Raw genomic sequence first — 19114 nt, forward strand, 5'->3', positions numbered from 1 at the left:
TCATGTTCCAGATTTTCATCATATTACAGTTCTTTAACGCGCATTATTTTTCGTAATACTTTTGTAACAAAATAAAAAAACAGGTTGTAGAACGGCTTAGGATAGCCATTTCTACATACCTGTCAGTTTGAGTCACTTAATCGTTTTTTCAAGAATCAATTGACTTCTTTTTACGGAAACGTGCTAAGAATTCATAGACGATCGGCACGATAAGGAGTGTCAACAACGTCGAACTTGTCAGTCCACCGATGACCGTCACACCTAACCCTTTTGAAATCAATGCGCCACCTTCGAGTCCAAGCGCAAGTGGTGCAAGTGCACCAATCGTCGCAAGTGCTGTCATCAAGATTGGACGTAAACGTGTACCTGCTGCATCGAGTAGTGCTTCACGCGTCGATAAACCTTCCGCTTCTTTATGAATGACACGGTCGATCAAGACGATCGCATTCGTCACGACGATTCCGATCAACATCAAAGCACCAATCAAGGATGATACAGAAATCGTCTCTCCTGTAATCAACAGAGCAACCAGTCCACCGATGATTGCGAATGGAAGTGAGAACAAGATGACGAGTGGTGTCAATGCTCCTCCAAACGTAATGACGAGGACAAGATAGACGATCGCTACAGCTGCTGCCATTGCTAGACCAAGTTGTGTGAACGACTCTTGGATCTGCTCTGTGACTCCGCCTTGCTCATACGAGACGCCTGTCGGACGATCAATGTTTTTAACGGACTTTTCAATCGCTTGAGAAGCCTCTGTTGCTTTATCCGTTTTTAGTTCTGCTGTAACGGTAGCGACGAGTTTTCCATCACGTTCGTTGAGCGAATCAGGAGTCGTTCCTTTCTTCACTTCAACGAAATCGGACAATTTGCGAACGCCAAGCGGTGTCACGACATCCGTCTCTTCCAAATCTTGAACGGAATCGTATGTCGTTTGTTCGTTTGGAACGATGACATCGAGTTCCTTCCCATCTACCTTAATAGTAGAAAGTGGTTTTTCTTCTCCTTGGACATTAGCAATGCCTTGCGCAAGTTGTGCTGTTGAAACGCCGAATTCAGCCGCTTTTTGCTGATCGACTTCGAACGTATATTGCGTATACGCTTCTTTTAAATCTGTCGTTACTTTTCGAACATACTTCGATTCACCTTCGATCGCATCAACGAATTTCGGTGTTACTGCTTCTAAATCTTCAATATTATTCGCAAAGATTGAATACGAGACGCCTGACGAAGCTGCGCCACCACTAAAGTCTTGCTCTTTCCATTCTCCTGTCGGAATGTCAGCATTCAGCTGTTTGATGGCTGTCTGTTTAACATCTGCGAAATCTTCCGTGTCTGGATCGTATTGGACGATGAAGACCCCTTGTTTCGTATTCCCTGGATTCAATGGATTTTCTCCACCGACGGTAAACTGAAGATTATCGATATTTTTTTGTTTGTTGAAATAATCTTCTGCTTGATCAGCTGCTTTTAACGAATCATCCAACGTTTGACCTGGTTTTGGATTGTACGTGACGTAGAGTGTCTTTTCTCCTTCTTGATTCAAGAAGTTGACACCAATCGTTGGTACGAGAGCAAAACTACCGATCAAAAGCAAGACTGAAAGACCAAAGACGATGAGTTTATGGTTAAGAGACCAATTCAGCATACGGCGATACCCATTCGCCAACTTTCCGCCCTCTTCTTTTTCCGGTTTTGGTGCTTTACCACGCTTAAAGAGCGAATCCGCGAACATCGGAACGACCGTAACCGCAACGATCAAGGACGCGAACAGTGCAAAGACGACTGTCAAAGCGAATGGTAAGAACAGCTCACCAACGAATCCCGTAACGAATCCGAGTGGCAAGAAGACCGCGATCGTAACGACTGTCGACGAAGCGATTGGAATGAAGACCTCTCGTGTTGCACTGATGATCAGTTCTTTTCCTTTTAACTTTTCCGCCGGATCCGTCAAACGACGATAAATATTTTCGATGACGACGATGGAATCATCAACGACTCGACCAATCGCGACCGTCATCGCTCCGAGTGTCATGATGTTCAAGGAAATATCCATCTGCTTCAAGACAAGAATTGCCATCAGAAGGGATAACGGAATCGAAATAACAGCAATGATCGTTGATTTAATGTTTCGTAAGAACAGCAAGATGATGACAATCGCAAATAACGCACCAATCAATGCTTTACTGATCATCGTCGAAACGGATTCCTCAATTGGTTTACCTTGATCAAGTGTCACAGATGCATTGACCGAACCGTTTTCTTTTTCGAAGTCTTTGATCGTCTGCTTGACTGCATTGACGACATCGACTGTATTCGCATCTTGCGACTTTGTTACTTGAACACCAATCGATCGTTCACCATTCGAACGCGAGATCGATTCCTCGATCCCTTTATCCTCAATCGTCGCAACTTGCGACAACGTGACAGTTGGTACTTGCGTTGGCGCCGTCTGTGTTGCCTGACCGGACGTTGCGCCTGTCGCTGGTGTCGTTTGGGATGCCGCAGGGGCTGACGATGGAGCTTGTCCTGCTTGTCCTGCTTGTCCTGCTTGTCCTGCTTCAGGAGTATTCGATACTGGCGGCGTATATGGAAGACGAAGATCTTTTAATTCCTTGACCGTCGTTGCTTTTCCATCTAATACGACTGCTTGTTCCTTATCTCCCAACTCGTACAAGCCAAGCGCTAAACGGGAATCATTAGCTTGAATTAATTGTTTCGCATTCTCTTCGGTTAGACCGTAACGTTCGAGTTTTTTCTCATCGAAGCGAATTTCGATCCGGCGAATCTCTTGACCCGCGACTTGAACCGTCTGCGCCCCTTCGATTCCTTCAAGCTTTGGTTGAAGTTCGTTTTCAACGAGTTTCGTCAATTCAGATAGGGATCGTTCCTTATCCGAAACGGCAAAACCGATGACTGGGAATGCATCAAAGGAAATCCGTGATACTTGTGGTTCCTGAACACCTTCCGGCAATTCGACGTTTGAAAGAGCTTCTTTTACTTTTTGCTCGGCTTCTTCCATATTCGTACTGAAGTTATAGTCGATTTGTAGGTTCGATGCATTTTGGAAGGACGTCGAACGTACAGTATCGACTCCTGATAAATTTTCGACCTTACTTTCAAGTTCTCGACTGACTTCATCTAGAACTTGTTCTGGTGTAGCACCTGGATAAATCGTCGTCACCGACACGGTCGGTGTCGTGATGTCTGGCAATGTCTCGAGCTTCATCGATGTTCCCGCATAAATACCGGCAACCGTGATGATAATCGTCATGAGCCAGAGGGCAAACTTATTGTTCACCGAAAACTGGATGATCTTTTTCATCGTATGGTTCTCCCTCACTCTTCAATTTGTTTATCTAGTCGTCGTGCACGTTCTATTAATTGCTGAATTAATCGTTCTCGCACATCTGGAGACGGTGCGCCGAACTGAAAATGCTCCGACAATTTCAAACCGTCTAATGTAAAGCGAATCGATAACACTTCAACCGGATCCATCTGTTCTGTCAGTTGGCGGAAGAACTGCTCCGCTTGTCGCTTTCGTTCCTCGACGAACGTCGCATGATCCTTTAACAAGGACAACAAGTAAAGAAGCGCATCCATGTCGAGATGGAACTCCTCTTGTTGCTGGATTTGCAACGTCACGAACGCTTCCATCGGTCCCATCGTCAACTGATGCTGTTCATATAGTTCAAATTGTCGTGCTTCTTGCGCCTCGATGACCCCCATTAATAAAGCTTCCTTCGAAGCGAAATGATACAATAGTCCACCTTTTGAGACATTTGCTTGTTTCGCTACTTCTTCAAGCGTCAATTGGGTGAATCCTTGTTGCAAAATAATCGTCGTCGTTGCTTCAAGAATCCGACGACGAGTCTCTTGCGCTTTTGCACTGGCCAATAGTCTCCCCCTTCCCTCATATTTACTGTACCGTCTGGACGGTTTCTTTTTACAGTGTACGAATTCTTATTTGAAGATGCAATCGCTTTGTTTATGTTTCACGTGAAACTTTCGTGAACAAAAAAAGACTGACTCAAATGTCAGTCTCTACAAAGATAAGGGCGTAAAAAGACGCGTCATTCTTTTTGAGTCAGCTTCTTTTGAATCCATTATTCGGCTGTTTCGCGTGCACTCTCTCGTAGTGCCGCTTGCATCGTATCGAATAAGTGACGCTCTCGTAGCACTTGGACGCCACGATCCGTCGGTCCACCAGGTGCCGCAACATCAGCAATCAGACGATCCGTACTTGCGTCGGAGCGCATGAGAATTTCAGCTGAACCTTTCATCGCTTGAGCAACGATTCGACGTGCATTTCCTTCTTCAAAACCAGCATCCGTCAAAACCGGCACCATGCCAGCTACGACTTCATAGAAGAAAGCAGGACTACATCCTGCTGCCGCCATGAATGCAGGCATCGTCGATTCATTTGCTTCCGCAATTTCTCCGACACGTCCAAATAATGCCTCGACTACACTTCGGATCTCTTCATTCACGCGTGAGCCGAACCATAGTCCAGTCATTCCTAAACGGTGTGCGACTGGAGTATTCGGCATGGCAGCGACTGTCGGACGTTTTGCCAACTGTTCGATTTCATATGGTGTAATATGTGCAGCAATCGAAACAATCGTCTGATTCGTCCATTGTTGATTCGCTACATAGTCGAGTACACCATCGGGTTGCATGCCCAGCATGACGATATCGTATAAGGAGACGTCCTCCTGCTCGACCGTTTGAACACCGTGTCGTGCTGCGACTTCTGTCAAGCGTATCCCGCCACTCCGATTCGTCATCGTGATATCTTCTCGTGCAAATCCAGAAGCGACCCATCCTTGAACGAGTGCCTCACTCATCGCACCGGCTCCTACTATTAATAGTTTCATCATCTATCCTTCCTTTCCCTCAAAAAAAGACCAGTCATGAACTGGTCTTGTGCGGGTCCATTATACACGAACGGCTAAATCTTCGACAGCAACGACTCGAAGTCCCTTATCGTCAAGTTTCTTGACGATTTTTTTCTTCGTCTTCTCGTCACAATCCGTCGGTAATGTAATCAATACACGACGCATGACGCTACTCTTCGCATCGAGTGTCATCAGACTCGCGACCGTTGAATATTTGTTGACGATCTTCGAGATCTTCTCAAGTGCCCCTTTTTGTTCACTTAGGGCTACTGTCAGGACGTAACTTCCAGAATCACGGTTCCACGCTTCTTCAAGCATTCCAAGCATTTTTCCGTGAGGTAGAATACCGAAGAAATGACCATCGTCATTTAAGACCGCGATATACGGTAATTCCTTGATCGAGAAGAAGACTTCAAAGAAATTACTTCCTGTATAGATGTATTTGGATGTATTCTTAATCAGCGACATGACGTTGTCGTCTAAGCTGCCACCATTCATCCCATGCCGGTAGATGTGCATCTTATAGATGTTGCCCTTGAAGTCCTGTCCTGATTGGTCAAGGACCGGGACACAGCGGTATCCGGTTTTTTCAAGTGTGTCGAGTGCTTCACGAATCGTCGCTGTCTCGGAAATCGTGACACATTGATGCTTCGGAATACATAAACTTTGTACGAGCATAATAAAATCCTCCTCTTTTAACTGATTACGCAGACTTAATCATATCATTCGATTTTCATGCGCCATATCCTCTTTTCCCACTTCTGATGCGCTTTTATTCTTACAATCACAAGACAATCTCTTGCAATTACAACGTAATCCAACTCATTTCAATCAAGTACATTTCAATTTTTCCATTGTCAGACAATTTATTAAATCTACAATCACCTTCATATTAAGATTTATTAAGATTTCGTAAAGACGCTTCATAAATGTATTCATTTACAATACCGTCTGCTACAATCGAACTCGTGAAGTTACTTCACTATTCTATTCTTGTTCTTAATATGGAGGCAGAAGAAATGTTTAGTAAAAAACAAGATCCATTCGCAGTGAAATTATCCGAAATCGCAGGACACTTAAAAACGACTTCGCAATTCTTCGTTGACTTTAAAATCAACGGCATCGCGGATGTAAAAGAATTTGCACATAAAGTAAAAGACTTCGAAACAGCTGGGGACGATTTGATGCACCAGTTGATCATCGACTTGAACAATGCGTTCATCACGCCGATCGACCGTGAAGACTTACTCGCACTTGCTAACGCACTTGATGACGTCTTAGACGGTTTTGAAGAATGTTCAGCGATCTTCGAAATCTACAATATCGTTCAAGCAGACGAGCACATGATCAAGTTCGTCGATGAAATCAACATCGCTGTCACAGAACTCGCGATGTCAATGGATCTTCTTGTTGCACGTAAATTGCAACCGATGCGTGAACACGTCATCAAAATCAAAGAACAAGAGACGATTTGTGACAACCTACGCCGTAAATCGATCAAAGCATTGTTCGCAACAGAAACAGATCCAATTAAAATCATCCAATATAAAGAAATCTATGAATCGCTCGAATCAATCGCGGACTACTGCCAAGATGCAGCTAACGTCATTGAAACGATCATCATGAAAAACGCTTAAGTGAGGAGCTAACGAGATGGATAGCCTGTTTATCATCACCGCCATAATCGTGATTCTCGCACTTAGCTTCGACTTCATCAACGGTTTCCACGATACAGCGAACTCGATCGCGACTTCGGTGTCGACTCGTGCTTTGAAACCACGTCATGCCATCATCTTGGCTGCATCGATGAACTTCCTAGGTGCAATCACGTTCACTGGAGTCGCAAAAACGATCTCTGGTGACATCGTTGACCCGTCAACACTTGAACATGGTAGCTACGTCGTCATCGCTGCCTTGATTTCAGCCATTGCCTGGAACCTTTTGACTTGGTACTTCGGTATTCCGTCAAGTTCTTCGCATACACTGATTGGTTCGATTGCTGGTGCTGCTGTTGCCTCTGTTGGATTCGGAGGAATCGAAGCAAAAGGCTTCTTGAAAATCGTTCAAGCCTTGCTCATTTCACCAGTACTCGCATTCACACTTGGTTTCATCGTTTATGCAATCTTTAAAGTCATCTTCAAAAAAGGAAACTTGGCGAAGACGAATCGTCGCTTCCGTCATGTTCAAATTGCAACCGCTGCTTTGCAGTCGTATACACACGGTACGAACGACGCACAAAAAGCGATGGGGATCATCACGCTTGCTTTGATCTCATCTGGTTATCAAACAGATCACGAAGTTGCGACTTGGGTTAAACTCTCATGTGCGATCGCGATGGGTCTCGGAACATCTGTCGGTGGATGGCGGATCATCAAAACAGTTGGTGGTCAAATCATGAAAATCCGTCCGGTCAATGGGGTTGCAGCTGACTTAACATCAGCAGCGATCATCTTTGGAGCGACAGCGATTCATCTTCCGGTTTCGACGACACACGTCATCTCTTCTGCCATCTTGGGTGTAGGTACATCACACCGTAAGAAAGGTGTAAAATGGGGAACTGCACAACGTATGCTCATCACATGGGTCATCACATTGCCGATTTCGATGGCTTTCGCTGCCTTGATCTACTATATTCTCGACTTCTTATTCATTAAATAAGTACTTGCCTCGCCTACTCAAAAGAGGTGGGGTTTTGTGTACGTTAGAAGCGTCGACAGTTGTTGTTTTTCCCATAATTCGCTATGATGAAGAACAAGAAGGATTGTCTATTTCTTTAGGAGGAATGCCCCATGACAAAACGTAAAGCCTTAACGATTGCTGGTTCCGACACGAGCGGTGGAGCTGGTATTCAAGCTGATTTGAAAACATTCCAAGAACTTGGTGTCTATGGAATGAATGCTTTGACGGTCATCGTCGCCCAAGACCCTGATCACTCTTGGCACCATGCGGTTTACCCAATCGACACAGAACTCGTCCGGACACAAATCCACACGGTCCTTGGAGGTATTGGTGTTGATGCGATGAAGACGGGTATGCTCCCGACTGTCGAAATCATTGAAGCCGTAGCTGAGAAAATCAAATCATCCGGCGTTCAAAACGTCGTGATTGATCCTGTCATGGTCTGTAAAGGTGAAGACGAAGTACTGAACCCTGATACGGCAAACGCACTTCGTGATGTCTTGACACCACTTGCGACGGTCGTCACACCGAACGTCTTCGAAGCCGGACAACTGTCGGGCCTTGGTAAGACACCAGCAACGATCGACGAGATGAAACTTGCAGCAGCACGAATTCACGAAAAAGGTGCGCAATACGTTCTTGTCAAAGGTGGCAGCAAGATTGACCATCCACAAGCAGTTGACGTGCTTTATGACGGAAAAGAGTTTATCCTGATTGAGGACGAACGAATCGAGACACCGTACACGCACGGTGCTGGCTGCACGTACTCTGCAGCAATCACGGCCGAACTCGCAAAAGGTGCATCGGTAGAAGCTGCTGTCCGTACAGCAAAATCTTTCATCACTTCCGCGATTCGTCATTCATTCCGTTTGAATGAATACGTCGGACCAACTGATCACGCTGCACATCGTATAGTCCAGTCTTGATCCGCTTAAGAAGTCCGCGATATCCGCGGACTTCTTTCTGTATAGGAGAGGAGAAAAGTTTATGCAAGCCATTGATGTACAAGAAATACAGCGTTATATCGACGAACATGCGAATACACCGTTATATGTACACGTCGAGACGACGAACGGTGCCTACGCGACGCACCAAGATCCAACTTTCCATAGCGCGGGGATGTTTTTCCGTAATGCGGAAATCACTTACGAACGTGGTCTGATCACAGGAAACGGACCTTACCGGATCGGTTTGAAACTTGCCCACGGCTGGTTATACGGTGAAGGATTGACTGACTTCGAATTTGCTGGGGAACAATTGTTGATTGCCGGTCACGATATCGAAGGACGTCTTGCGATTGCTTTTGAACTTAGCCCGACACCATTCGCTCAAGGTGCAGAGGAGGTAGACGCATGACACACGAAGATCATTTACTCGTCGTCTTCCCTCACCCGGATGACGAAGCTTTCAGTTCTGCCGGTACGATCATCGAACACGCTGAAAACCGTGGTCCTGTCACGTACGCTTGTCTAACACTTGGTGAGATGGGACGTAACATGGGACGACCTGTCTTTACGAACCGGGAACAGCTCGCAACGATTCGTAAACGCGAGTTGATTGATGCTGCTGCAAAAATGAAGATTTCGGATCTCCAAATGTGGGGACTTCGTGATAAGACCGTTGAATTCGAGGATGAAGCAGCACTTGCTGACCGTATTCTTGCCTTGATTCAACAGACACGACCAACTCGTTTGATTTCGTTCTATCCGGGTTACGCGGTCCATCCCGATCATGAAGCGACAGCTCGCGCCGTCGTTCGTGCCCTTCGGATGATGGATCCTGCTGATCGCCCAGAGTTTCTTGCGGTCGCTTTCGCGAACAATACGAAAGAAGAGCTCGGGGAAGGAACGTTCATTCATGATGTCAGTGCCTATACGGATCAAAAGATCAAAGCACTCGAAGCGCATGCTTCACAAACAGGTGGTCTGATGAAAGTCATCTCGGAAGATTCGAACATTCGAGATCTACTCGTCAAAGAACGCTACTATCACTATCCACTTTAATCTTCTTGCAAGAGATGCGTACCGTCCGATCGACGATACGCATCTCTTTTTTTGTGTTCATCAGAAAACGTCGACTTTTTCAATGGCTTCTGCTAGTGTGAATAGTTGAGACTATGTCTCCGGAGTTCGTAACCTCCTCCGTTACAAAAACTAGGAATGGAAGTGTACATTATGAAAAACGAACGTGCTCTTGTCGTCTTTAGTGGCGGCCAAGACTCAACGACTTGTTTGTTTCAGGCACTGAAACAATACGAAGAAGTCGAAGTCGTGACGTTTAATTACGGACAACGTCATGCACAAGAACTCGAAGTCGCACGCGACATCGCCTCTGAGCTTGCTGTCAAACACCATGAGCTTGATCTCTCTCTTCTCAGTCAACTGACGAGTAACGCCTTGACTGACCACAGCCAAACCATCACGACGAATGAAGATGGTCTTCCTTCTACTTTCGTAGATGGACGAAATCATCTGTTTCTTTCGTTCGCAGCCGTCCTTGCGAAAGGACGCGGAATCCGTCATATCGTCACTGGTGTATGTGAAACGGACTTTTCCGGTTACCCTGACTGCCGTGATGCCTTCATCAAGTCACTCAACGTGACATTGAACCTTGCGATGGACTATCCATTCGTACTTCACACGCCACTCATGTGGCTCGACAAAAAAGAGACGTGGGCACTTGCCGATTCGCTCGGTGCGTTTGATTTCGTTCGAAATCGCACGTTGACGTGTTACAACGGCGTCATTGGAGATGGTTGTGGCGAATGCCCAGCCTGTGAATTACGGAAAAATGGATTAGATGCATACATCAAGGAGGTTCAACACACATGACATTCAATTACGAAGCACCTGAAACGGTCGAGCGCCCGACTGGCGACTCGCTTATCTATACGAAATCTCGCGTCATGATCGTTAAAAAACTGACGTTCGACGCAGCGCACCACCTATATGATTATGATGGAAAATGTCGTGCCCTTCACGGTCACACGTACCATGTCGATATGGGAATCAGCGGTTTTCTGGATCACCGCGGTATGACACTCGATTTTGGTGACCTCAAAAAAATCTTCAAAACACATCTCGAACCACTGTTGGATCACCGCTACCTGAATGAATCGTTACCATACATGAATACAACAGCTGAAAACATGGCAGCCTGGATTTTCGAGACACTCGGACAACACCTTCCGGATGAGCGTGGACTCCGTGTCGAATTCGTCAAGCTCTATGAGACACCGACTGCTTTTGCTGAAGTCCGTCGTGAGTGGATGAACGAAGCATGAGTGCCTTAACAAAAATACCAAAAATTCCGGTTCTCGAAATTTTCGGACCAACATTTCAAGGAGAAGGACGATCGATTGGTCAAAAGACGATGTTCGTCCGGACCGGTGGTTGCGATTACTCCTGTTCGTGGTGTGACTCCGCCTTCACATGGGATGGTTCTGAAAAATCCGAACTCTTGACGGCAGAGACGATCATAGAACGCCTCGATACACTCGGCTCTTACGGACATGTGACGATTTCTGGTGGGAACCCGTTACTTCATGCATCGATCGGCACACTGGTTGCGGCACTAAAAGAACGAAATATCACGATGTCCGTCGAAACCCAAGGTTCTTACTGGCAAAATTGGTTGCTTGATATCGATGACATCATACTCAGTCCTAAACCACCTTCAAGTGGGATGAAGATTGATTTCGATCGTTTGGATGTCTTTTTTAAACGTTTACCGGAACAACAGCGTGCTGTTAAAATCGTCATCTTTAATGAGGAAGACCTCGACTTCGCAGCGATGATTTCAGAACGATATGCGCTAAAGACACTTTATCTATCGCTCGGTAATCCTGATCCGCATGAAGAAGGAACGATCGCTCCACGCATGCTACACGATTTAAAAACACTTTGGGAACGCGTCGCCCGTGATGAACGCTTCAATCATGCGCGCGTCCTACCACAACTACATGCCCTCGTTTTCGCGAACGATCGTGGCGTCTAAGGAGAAATGATTCATGCGACCTGAAGATTTAAATGACTTATCGTTACTCGGCCAAAAAGCCGTACCATATATTTTTGAATACCAACCAGAAGTTCTCGAAGCATTCCCGAATCGTCACCCAGAAAATGATTACTTCGTGAAATTCAATGCACCAGAGTTCACGAGTCTTTGTCCGATCACGAATCAACCGGACTTCGCGACGATTTACATCTCGTACATCCCGGACGAAAAACTCGTCGAATCAAAATCACTGAAGTTGTACTTATTCAGCTTCCGTAATCATGGTGATTTTCATGAGAACTGCATCAACGTCATTGGAAAAGATCTCGTGAAATTGATGGAACCTCGTTACCTTGAGGTATGGGGTAAATTCACGCCACGTGGTGGAATCTCAATTGATCCGTACTACAATTACGGCAAGCCTGGTACAAAATACGAACAAATGGCAGAGCATCGTCTATTCAATCACGATCTCTATCCTGAAACGATCGATAATCGTTAAGACGACTAAAAGAGGAACAAGGGGAAATCCCTTTGAGACTGAAGACAAAGTGCAATTTTTCTCTAACGAGAAGGATTGCGCTTTTTTGTTCGTCTCGAACCGTTTTCCTGGGACAAGATCGCGCCGCTTCACTTCGCTGCAGGGTCGCTCTTGCTTGTTTTTCCCAAGGAATCGATGCCGAGTGAACAAAGCGCTTCTCTGATTGTTCTTTCGATATAAAAAAATGACGCGTTACACGCCACTCCTACAGGAAAAAGCGCGATTTTGCGCTATCAGAGACAAACAAGACCCGTTTTTCTACTCGAATAGAGTGGGAAAACTGGCTTGTGTCTCGCCTGAGGAAAGGGCGTGAAAAGACGCGTCATTTTTTGAGTCAGCCCATTTGTTTACAATCTACAAGAAGAAATCCCTTTGTTCCTCCTTTTTGATGCCCATCAACTAGATGGAAGGTCGATCAAGGACGTGCTATCCTGCTGACGGATGACCTCAGGTGGCCAGATATGCCGAATTAAGTGATCCGAAGGGACATGTAAGACACGGGCCAGTCGCTCAATCATTGAAAATGAGGGATGGGCAATGCTACTTTCAATACGCTGGATCATCTCAGGTGTCGTCTCAGTTAACGCTGCTAATGTATTTTGATCTAACTGATGACGTTCTCGTAACGTACGAATCCGCTGTCCGTACTGTCCGATCGGTTGAATCCCTTCTTTCATCCGCTTCAAACATCCTTTCTTCTTTTAAAACTAGACAACGTTCACTTTAGTCTTATTCCCACTTTTTTTAAATCTGAATACCTTTCCGAACTATCAATTTTTAATCAAAATAAAATCTCAAATATTTTTCTTATAAAACACTAGCTTTTTAAAAAGTTATCGCTTACAATTCTATATGCAAACGGTTGCATTAATCGCTTACATTATTGCACTGTTCTTACACACATATTAGAAAAAAAGAGATAAAAAGGAGTGAATGATCTTGAAAAATGCTATTTCGTTCGATTTTTGGCAAAAACTCGGTAAAGCGTTGATGGTCGTCATCGCGGTTATGCCTGCTGCAGGAATCATGATCTCGGTCGGGAAACTGATCGGCATGTATGGAGGCGATATCGCGTTAATGCAAACGATTGCTCGAATCGTTGAAGATTTAGGTTGGGCCATCATTACGAACCTTCACGTCTTATTCGCCGTCGCGATTGGTGGGTCATGGGCAAAAGAACGTGCTGGTGGTGCGTTCGCAGCGTTACTCGCCTTCATTTTGATCAACCGCGTCACAGGAGCTATCTTCGGTGTCAACGCTGACATGATCGCGGACCCAAAAGCAACGGTCGATTCATTGCTTGGTTCTGAGCTCATCGTAAAAGATTATTTCACTTCAGTTTTAGGGGCACCTGCTCTCAACATGGGAGTATTCGTCGGAATCATCTCTGGTTTCCTTGGTGCCGTTCTCTTTAATAAATTTTATAACTTCAGTAAATTGCCAGATGCGCTTGCCTTCTTTAACGGAAAGCGTTTTGTTCCATTCGTCGTCATCGGTGGATCAGTCGTTGCAGCATTCGCCTTATCACTCGTTTGGCCGTTCGTTCAAGGCTTATTGAATGACTTCGGTCGCTGGATTGCCTCATCACGTGATTCTGCACCGATCATTGCACCGTTCGTATACGGTACACTCGAGCGTCTATTACTTCCGTTCGGTCTTCATCACATGTTGACTGTCCCGATGAACTACACGGAACTCGGTGGAACGTACAAAATTCTGACAGGTGCTGCTCAAGGATCGACGGTTGCTGGTCAAGATCCGCTTTGGTTAGCTTGGATCACTGACCTTGTTAACTTAAAACAAGCCGGTAACACACAAGGATACAATGATTTGATCAACAGTGTCGTGCCTGCTCGTTTTAAAGAAGGACAAGTCGTCACATCACTTGCTTCATTGATCGGTATTGCTGTCGCAATGTATATGTCAGTTGATGAAGATAAGAAGAAAGCATACAAACCTGTCTTCTTATCTGCTGGACTTGCAGTCTTCTTGACAGGTGTCACGGAGCCAATCGAATTCATGTTCATGTTCATCGCTCCTGTTCTTTACGTCATCTATGCCGTGCTAACGGGTGTTGCCTTCGCACTAGCAGATGTCATGCATCTTCGGATTCACGCATTCGGTGCGATCGAACTCTTGACGCGGATTCCATTGATTGCAAAAGCTGGATTAATTGGTGATTTAATTCGCTTCATCGGTGTCTGTGTGTTCTTCTTCTTCTTGAACTTCTTCACGTTCCGTTTCGTCATCAAGAAGTTCAACTATGCGACACCAGGTCGTAACGGGAACTATCTTGACGATATCAACGTATCTACAACTGAAGCTTCAGGTGTGGCTGCTGCGACATCAGCTCCTGCCGACGGTTCGCAAGCTTCACAAATCATCGATTTGCTTGGTGGACAGCAAAACATCGAGGACGTCGATGCCTGTATGACGCGTCTTCGTGTCACTGTCAAAGATCCAGCGCTTGTTGCAAAAGAAGCAGACTGGAAAGCAAACGGTGCACTTGGTCTGATCCTTAAGAACAATGGCGTGCAAGCCATCTACGGTCCAAAAGCCGATATCTTAAAATCAGATATCCAAGACCGGATCGGCGCATAAACCTGCGAGATTAGGGAACTACCTAAAGGTGAAGCTCTTTTATAAGAGTTTCACCTTTCTTATTTGAAAAATCAGGAGGACCACTCATGCGTCTACTCACACTAAACTGTCATTCATGGCAGGAAGAACAGCCACTCGAAAAATTAAACCAGATCGTTCAACAAATTCTCGCTCAAGATTATGATGTCATCGCACTACAAGAAGTGAGTCAATTGATGGACACACCGATCGTCTATGACGATGTGCGCAACGATAACTTTGCCTATTTGATCCAGCAAGCGTTAAAAGAACAAGGTCAAACCTACTCCCTCGTCTGGGATTTTGCTCATATCGGCTATGATAAGTATGAAGAAGGACTCGCTCTTTTGACGAAACATCCAATCTTAAAATCGGACAGTTATTATGTTAGCCGCAGTCAAGATACATTCGATTGGAAATCGCGAAAAATCGTCCGTGCGACGATCCAAGTCGACGGTACACCGATTACGTTCAATACATGCCATCTTGGCTGGTGGGCAGATGAAGTCGAACCGTTCCAGGAACAATTCAATCATTTGATGGCTCGGATGGATCCACTCGAATGGACATTCTTCCTCGGTGATTTCAACAACGATGCCTTAGAACGAAATACAGGTTATGACTATATGATGCAACGAGGATTACACGACGTCTTCCTGCTAGCTAAGGAAACGGTCGGAATTGAGACGATTAATGGCAACATCGACGGATGGGAAGACAATCAACAAGGATTGCGGATTGATCTCGTCTTATCGAATCGGAAAATTGACGTTGAACGCGTCGGTGTCGTGTTTGATGGGATTCACGGTCCCGTCGTTTCCGATCACTACGGTGTTGAGGTCGATATTCAGATTCAAAAAAATGAACATTAAGTATTGACAACGCTTTCTTTTCTCCTTTAAGATGAAATCAAATCAATAGTGCGGATTGTGACAGTACGGCTGGCAAGACCGAAATGACACCTCGTTAGGAGAGGTGTTGTTCGGTCTTGCCTTTTTTTGTCTCATTCAGCACGTTTCATGAAAAAGGAGGACTTTTCCGATGGATTATCAACAAACTGCTAAACGTGTGCTCGAACTCGTCGGCGGACGCGAGAACATCATCACTGCCGCTCACTGTGCGACGCGTTTACGTCTTGTCTTGCATGATGAATCAAAGGTCGATCAAGCAGCACTTGAAGACTTAGATGGTGTCAGCGGCGCCTTCTCAAGTTCTGGTCAATACCAGATCATCTTTGGTACTGGTACCGTCAACAAGGTATTTGCTGCGTTTGCACCACTTGCCGGTGTAAAAGTCGATGGCGAGGAACCACTCGACGTTAAAAAGGCTGCATCGCAAAAATTAAATCCGTTCGCCCGACTCGCTCGCTCGCTCTCGAACGTCTTCGTTCCACTCATTCCGGCAATCGTCGCAGCCGGTCTCTTGATGGGATTACTCGGTATGATCAAGGCCTTCGGTTGGGTTGACGGTGATTCACCGATCGTCCAACTACTGGATATGTTCTCGTCTTCTGCCTTCATCATCCTACCGATCCTGATTGGTTTCTCGGCAGCCCGTGAATTCGGTGCGAACCCGTACCTCGGTGCCGTCATAGGGGGAATCATGACACACCCGTCCCTCTTAAACCCTTGGACGCTCGGTAATAGTGATCCGGAAGTCATGAAGTTCCTCGGAATGAACATTGAGTTGATTGGTTATCAAGGAACGGTCTTCCCGGTTCTCTTAACCGTTTGGGTCATGGCAAAGATTGAACAACAAGTCCGGAAACGGACACCCGAAACGCTTGACTTACTTGTCACACCGTTCATTACGGTTCTCGTCACTGGATTCCTGGCATTGATCGTCATTGGTCCGATCGGAACGTTACTCGGAAAAGGCATTTCATTCGTACTCGTCTTCTTCTATGAACAGTTCTCAGTCGTCGCCGGTCTTCTCTTCGGTGGACTGTATTCGACAATCGTCATCACAGGGATGCACCATAGCTTCCATGCGATTGAGGCAGGATTACTTGCAGATAAGAGTATCGGAAAGAACTTCCTCTTACCGATTTGGTCGATGGCGAATGTCGCTCAAGGTGGTGCCGGACTTGCCGTTTACTTCTTGACGAAGAACGTTAAACTCAAAGCACTCGCCCTACCGTCTGCGTTCTCAGCATTTCTCGGAATCACGGAACCCGTCATCTACGGTGTCAACTTACGTCTTGGAAAACCATTCATCGGTGGTGCCATTGGTGGTGCGATCGGTGGCGGTTATGTCGTCTTGACACAAGTCGCTGCGAACGCTTATGGATTAACTGGAATTCCGATGATTGCGATCGTCGCGCCACTCGGTGCGTCAAACTTGATCAACTATCTCATCGGATTCGCCATTGCAGTTGTCACTGCTTTCATCTCGACTGTCGTCTTGATGCGTCTCGATGCACGGAAACAAAAAGAAACGGACGTTGCTGCTTAATCCTTCATGCGACCAAACCGAGTCCTCGGGCTCGGTGGTCGCATTTGTCGGTTCGCAAAGCGCTGAAGTTCGCTTTATAATAAAAGAAAAGACCAGAAAGGAGGACGTCAGGCTGATTATTCATAAGATACTCAATAACAATGCTGTTGTCGTCAAAGAAAATGGACAGGAACGCATCGTCATGGGACCAGGCATTGCTTTTGGGAAAAAGAAAAAAGATCCGATTCAAGCGACGAAGATCGAAAAAATGTTCATCCCTTCATTTGAAAATGCAGAACAGTTCAAAGAGATTCTGACAACGACACCACTTGAGATCATTGATTTATCGGAACGCATCATCTCACATGCAGAAGGTGAGCTCCAAACGCCGTTTCATGACTATATTCACGTCAGTCTGACGGACCACCTTGCTCATGCCGTACGATTAGCGCGTGAACAACTCGTCGTGCATAATCGATTGGCAGAAGAGATTCGCCTTTTGTATGGACCGGAGTATGCGATCGGAGAATGGGCAGTTCTTGAGATCGAGCGTGCCTTACAGGTCACGCTACCGAAAGAAGAAGCTGCGAACATCGCGCTTCACTTATACAATGCACGCCAAACGCATCCGAATATGGCCACTGCGTTGCAGACGGTGACGTTGCTCAATGAACTACGCGAACAGATCGAAGTCTTTTTTGGACAAACGATCGAGACCTCATCGATGACGTATTATCGTTTCTTTACGCACATGAAATTGGTCCTCGCCCGAATTGAACAAGGAGAAACCTTACACGACATGGATGATGTGATTTTATCTGCCGTCAAAACACGTTATGCCGAGGCTTATGCCTGTGCGAGTCAAATGGGCAATTGGTTGACTGTCGAACTCGATACACGTGTACCTGAATCAGAAATCGGCTATATGGCTTTACACATCGAACGGATTCGTCCGGATCTTGAAAGGAGTTCTACGTATGAAAATCTTTAGTTTAGGGGAAGCATTGATTGATTTGATTCCTCTTGATGCTGAAAACATGACGTTTCAAAAAAATCCTGGAGGTGCTCCTGCCAATGTCTCTGTCGGACTCGCTCGATTAGGCGCTGATAGTTATTTTCTTGGAGCTGTCGGTGATGATTCGATGGGACACTTCTTGAAAGATACGTTACATCATTATGGTGTTCGTACCGATCATCTCGTCCACGATTCGACGCAAAAAACAGGACTTGTGCTCGTTACAAACGGTCAGGATGGAGAGCGGTCGTTCGAGTTCATCAACGCGGAGCGCGCTGATATGCAATTCCACGAAACACATGTACCGGAGGATTTCACGTCCGTCGATTTATTACACATCGGTTCGATCTCTTTGATTACTGGAGAATCCGTCAACGCGACACGAAAAGCCATCGCACGTGCAAAAGCACACCAAGTACCAGTCTCTTACGATCCGAACTTACGAGAGTCGTTATGGCCGAATCTTGACGAAGCGCGGACGACGATCCGGTCTGTCCTACCGGATGCACAAATCGTCAAACTTGCTGAGGAAGAATTGACGTTTCTAACTGGACAAACGAATCTTGATGACGGGGCTGCTGAATTGTTAGCTGAATATCCGATTCGTCTTCTTGCCATCACGCGAGGAAGTGAAGGATCGATTCTCTATACGGATCGTGCGATGGCTGTCATCGATGCGATTACGGTCGACGCAATCGATACGACAGGAGCTGGAGATGCCTTCATGTCCGGTTTACTCTACCAGTGTGCGTTACGCGATTTTTCGTTTGATTGGTCTGAAGATGAACTTCGCGACATCGGTCGATTCGCAGCGATTTCAGGCGGACTTGCTGCTTCCGTCAAAGGAGCGATGGCTGCTTTGCCAACGCTCGACGAAGTCGCTCATCGCTTGAATTGAATCGATGACTCAGTAGAAATAAGGATGGAGAG

The 19114-nt window shown here is 45.9% G+C and carries 19 protein-coding genes; 14 read left to right on the top strand and 5 right to left on the bottom strand.

Annotated features, from left to right (window positions below; translation table 11 throughout):
• Positions 1-148: 148 nt before the first annotated feature.
• The 4 genes from B4C70_RS12645 to cbpA form a co-directional block, all read right to left on the bottom strand.
• A complete protein-coding gene (locus tag B4C70_RS12645) occupies positions 149-3328 on the bottom strand; it encodes an efflux RND transporter permease subunit (protein ID WP_290779948.1) in 3180 nt (1059 codons plus the stop codon).
• Between the two features lie 14 nt (positions 3329-3342).
• The gene (locus tag B4C70_RS12650) at positions 3343-3900 is read right to left on the bottom strand and encodes a TetR/AcrR family transcriptional regulator (protein ID WP_214729105.1); all 558 of its coding nucleotides are present in this window, start codon (positions 3898-3900) and stop codon (positions 3343-3345) included.
• Between the two features lie 209 nt (positions 3901-4109).
• Positions 4110-4880, bottom strand: a complete 771-nt coding sequence (locus tag B4C70_RS12655; RefSeq protein WP_214729119.1) for a pyrroline-5-carboxylate reductase family protein — start codon at positions 4878-4880, stop codon at positions 4110-4112.
• A 60-nt stretch (positions 4881-4940) separates the two neighbouring features.
• A complete protein-coding gene (gene cbpA, locus B4C70_RS12660) occupies positions 4941-5579 on the bottom strand; it encodes a cyclic di-AMP binding protein CbpA (RefSeq protein WP_023469717.1) in 639 nt (212 codons plus the stop codon).
• Between the two features lie 341 nt (positions 5580-5920).
• Here cbpA and B4C70_RS12665 point away from each other — a divergent pair, with 341 nt between their 5' ends.
• The 9 genes from B4C70_RS12665 (at position 5921) to queF (ending at position 12078) form a co-directional block, all read left to right on the top strand.
• Entirely contained in the window at positions 5921-6538 is a 618-nt protein-coding gene (locus tag B4C70_RS12665) for a DUF47 domain-containing protein (protein ID WP_023469718.1), read from the top strand.
• 16 nt (positions 6539-6554) lie between these two features.
• The gene (locus tag B4C70_RS12670; protein WP_023469719.1) at positions 6555-7559 is read left to right on the top strand and encodes an inorganic phosphate transporter; all 1005 of its coding nucleotides are present in this window, start codon (positions 6555-6557) and stop codon (positions 7557-7559) included.
• Between the two features lie 131 nt (positions 7560-7690).
• A complete protein-coding gene (locus tag B4C70_RS12675; RefSeq protein ID WP_290779956.1) occupies positions 7691-8506 on the top strand; it encodes a bifunctional hydroxymethylpyrimidine kinase/phosphomethylpyrimidine kinase in 816 nt (271 codons plus the stop codon).
• Between the two features lie 61 nt (positions 8507-8567).
• Positions 8568-8936 (top strand): YojF family protein, encoded by a 369-nt coding sequence (locus B4C70_RS12680; protein ID WP_023469721.1) that lies wholly within the window; start codon positions 8568-8570, stop codon positions 8934-8936.
• The gene (gene bshB2 / locus B4C70_RS12685; protein WP_023469722.1) at positions 8933-9583 is read left to right on the top strand and encodes a bacillithiol biosynthesis deacetylase BshB2; all 651 of its coding nucleotides are present in this window, start codon (positions 8933-8935) and stop codon (positions 9581-9583) included. Before B4C70_RS12680 ends, bshB2 begins: the two co-directional genes overlap by 4 nt.
• Before the next feature lie 171 nt (positions 9584-9754).
• Entirely contained in the window at positions 9755-10411 is a 657-nt protein-coding gene (gene queC, locus B4C70_RS12690) for a 7-cyano-7-deazaguanine synthase QueC (protein WP_290779959.1), read from the top strand.
• Entirely contained in the window at positions 10408-10863 is a 456-nt protein-coding gene (gene queD / locus B4C70_RS12695) for a 6-carboxytetrahydropterin synthase QueD (protein WP_023469724.1), read from the top strand. Before queC ends, queD begins: the two co-directional genes overlap by 4 nt.
• Entirely contained in the window at positions 10860-11576 is a 717-nt protein-coding gene (gene queE, locus B4C70_RS12700) for a 7-carboxy-7-deazaguanine synthase QueE (protein WP_290779962.1), read from the top strand. Before queD ends, queE begins: the two co-directional genes overlap by 4 nt.
• 13 nt (positions 11577-11589) lie before the next feature.
• Entirely contained in the window at positions 11590-12078 is a 489-nt protein-coding gene (queF, locus tag B4C70_RS12705; protein WP_023469726.1) for a preQ(1) synthase, read from the top strand.
• 434 nt (positions 12079-12512) lie between these two features.
• On the opposite strand, the gene B4C70_RS12710 is transcribed toward queF, so the two are convergent.
• The gene (locus B4C70_RS12710) at positions 12513-12794 is read right to left on the bottom strand and encodes a helix-turn-helix domain-containing protein (protein WP_290779965.1); all 282 of its coding nucleotides are present in this window, start codon (positions 12792-12794) and stop codon (positions 12513-12515) included.
• Positions 12795-13050: 256 nt separating this feature from the next.
• Between B4C70_RS12710 and B4C70_RS12715 the strand changes: the two genes are divergently transcribed.
• From B4C70_RS12715 to B4C70_RS12735, 5 genes are all read left to right on the top strand, one after another.
• Positions 13051-14718: a PTS transporter subunit IIBC gene (locus B4C70_RS12715; protein WP_290779968.1), complete on the top strand. Its 1668-nt coding sequence runs from the start codon at positions 13051-13053 to the stop codon at positions 14716-14718.
• Positions 14719-14804: 86 nt separating this feature from the next.
• A complete protein-coding gene (locus B4C70_RS12720; protein WP_035395584.1) occupies positions 14805-15608 on the top strand; it encodes an endonuclease/exonuclease/phosphatase family protein in 804 nt (267 codons plus the stop codon).
• A 169-nt stretch (positions 15609-15777) separates the two neighbouring features.
• Positions 15778-17190: a sucrose-specific PTS transporter subunit IIBC gene (locus B4C70_RS12725; protein ID WP_290779975.1), complete on the top strand. Its 1413-nt coding sequence runs from the start codon at positions 15778-15780 to the stop codon at positions 17188-17190.
• A gap of 127 nt (positions 17191-17317) precedes the next feature.
• Positions 17318-18160, top strand: coding sequence for a PRD domain-containing protein (locus B4C70_RS12730; protein WP_231681717.1), 843 nt, complete (start codon positions 17318-17320; stop codon positions 18158-18160).
• Complete coding sequence (locus tag B4C70_RS12735; RefSeq protein WP_050677176.1) at positions 18147-19082, top strand: carbohydrate kinase family protein; 936 nt, start codon at positions 18147-18149, stop codon at positions 19080-19082. The genes B4C70_RS12730 and B4C70_RS12735 overlap by 14 nt, the downstream gene beginning before the upstream one ends.
• Positions 19083-19114: the final 32 nt, after the last annotated feature.

This window comes from Exiguobacterium sp. UBA5002 (assembly GCF_002396765.1).
Taxonomy (GTDB): Bacteria; Bacillota; Bacilli; order Exiguobacteriales; family Exiguobacteriaceae; genus Exiguobacterium_A.

Coding starts and splice junctions, on each gene's coding strand:
- B4C70_RS12645 (WP_290779948.1), bottom strand. CDS start 3,328: ATGAAAAAGATCATCCAGTTTTCGGTGAACAATAAGTTTGCCCTCTGG.
- B4C70_RS12655 (WP_214729119.1), bottom strand. CDS start 4,880: ATGAAACTATTAATAGTAGGAGCCGGTGCGATGAGTGAGGCACTCGTT.
- cbpA (WP_023469717.1), bottom strand. CDS start 5,579: ATGCTCGTACAAAGTTTATGTATTCCGAAGCATCAATGTGTCACGATT.
- B4C70_RS12665 (WP_023469718.1), top strand. CDS start 5,921: ATGTTTAGTAAAAAACAAGATCCATTCGCAGTGAAATTATCCGAAATC.
- B4C70_RS12670 (WP_023469719.1), top strand. CDS start 6,555: ATGGATAGCCTGTTTATCATCACCGCCATAATCGTGATTCTCGCACTT.
- B4C70_RS12675 (WP_290779956.1), top strand. CDS start 7,691: ATGACAAAACGTAAAGCCTTAACGATTGCTGGTTCCGACACGAGCGGT.
- B4C70_RS12680 (WP_023469721.1), top strand. CDS start 8,568: ATGCAAGCCATTGATGTACAAGAAATACAGCGTTATATCGACGAACAT.
- bshB2 (WP_023469722.1), top strand. CDS start 8,933: ATGACACACGAAGATCATTTACTCGTCGTCTTCCCTCACCCGGATGAC.
- queC (WP_290779959.1), top strand. CDS start 9,755: ATGAAAAACGAACGTGCTCTTGTCGTCTTTAGTGGCGGCCAAGACTCA.
- queD (WP_023469724.1), top strand. CDS start 10,408: ATGACATTCAATTACGAAGCACCTGAAACGGTCGAGCGCCCGACTGGC.
- queE (WP_290779962.1), top strand. CDS start 10,860: ATGAGTGCCTTAACAAAAATACCAAAAATTCCGGTTCTCGAAATTTTC.
- queF (WP_023469726.1), top strand. CDS start 11,590: ATGCGACCTGAAGATTTAAATGACTTATCGTTACTCGGCCAAAAAGCC.
- B4C70_RS12710 (WP_290779965.1), bottom strand. CDS start 12,794: ATGAAAGAAGGGATTCAACCGATCGGACAGTACGGACAGCGGATTCGT.
- B4C70_RS12715 (WP_290779968.1), top strand. CDS start 13,051: ATGATCTTGAAAAATGCTATTTCGTTCGATTTTTGGCAAAAACTCGGT.
- B4C70_RS12720 (WP_035395584.1), top strand. CDS start 14,805: ATGCGTCTACTCACACTAAACTGTCATTCATGGCAGGAAGAACAGCCA.
- B4C70_RS12725 (WP_290779975.1), top strand. CDS start 15,778: ATGGATTATCAACAAACTGCTAAACGTGTGCTCGAACTCGTCGGCGGA.
- B4C70_RS12735 (WP_050677176.1), top strand. CDS start 18,147: ATGAAAATCTTTAGTTTAGGGGAAGCATTGATTGATTTGATTCCTCTT.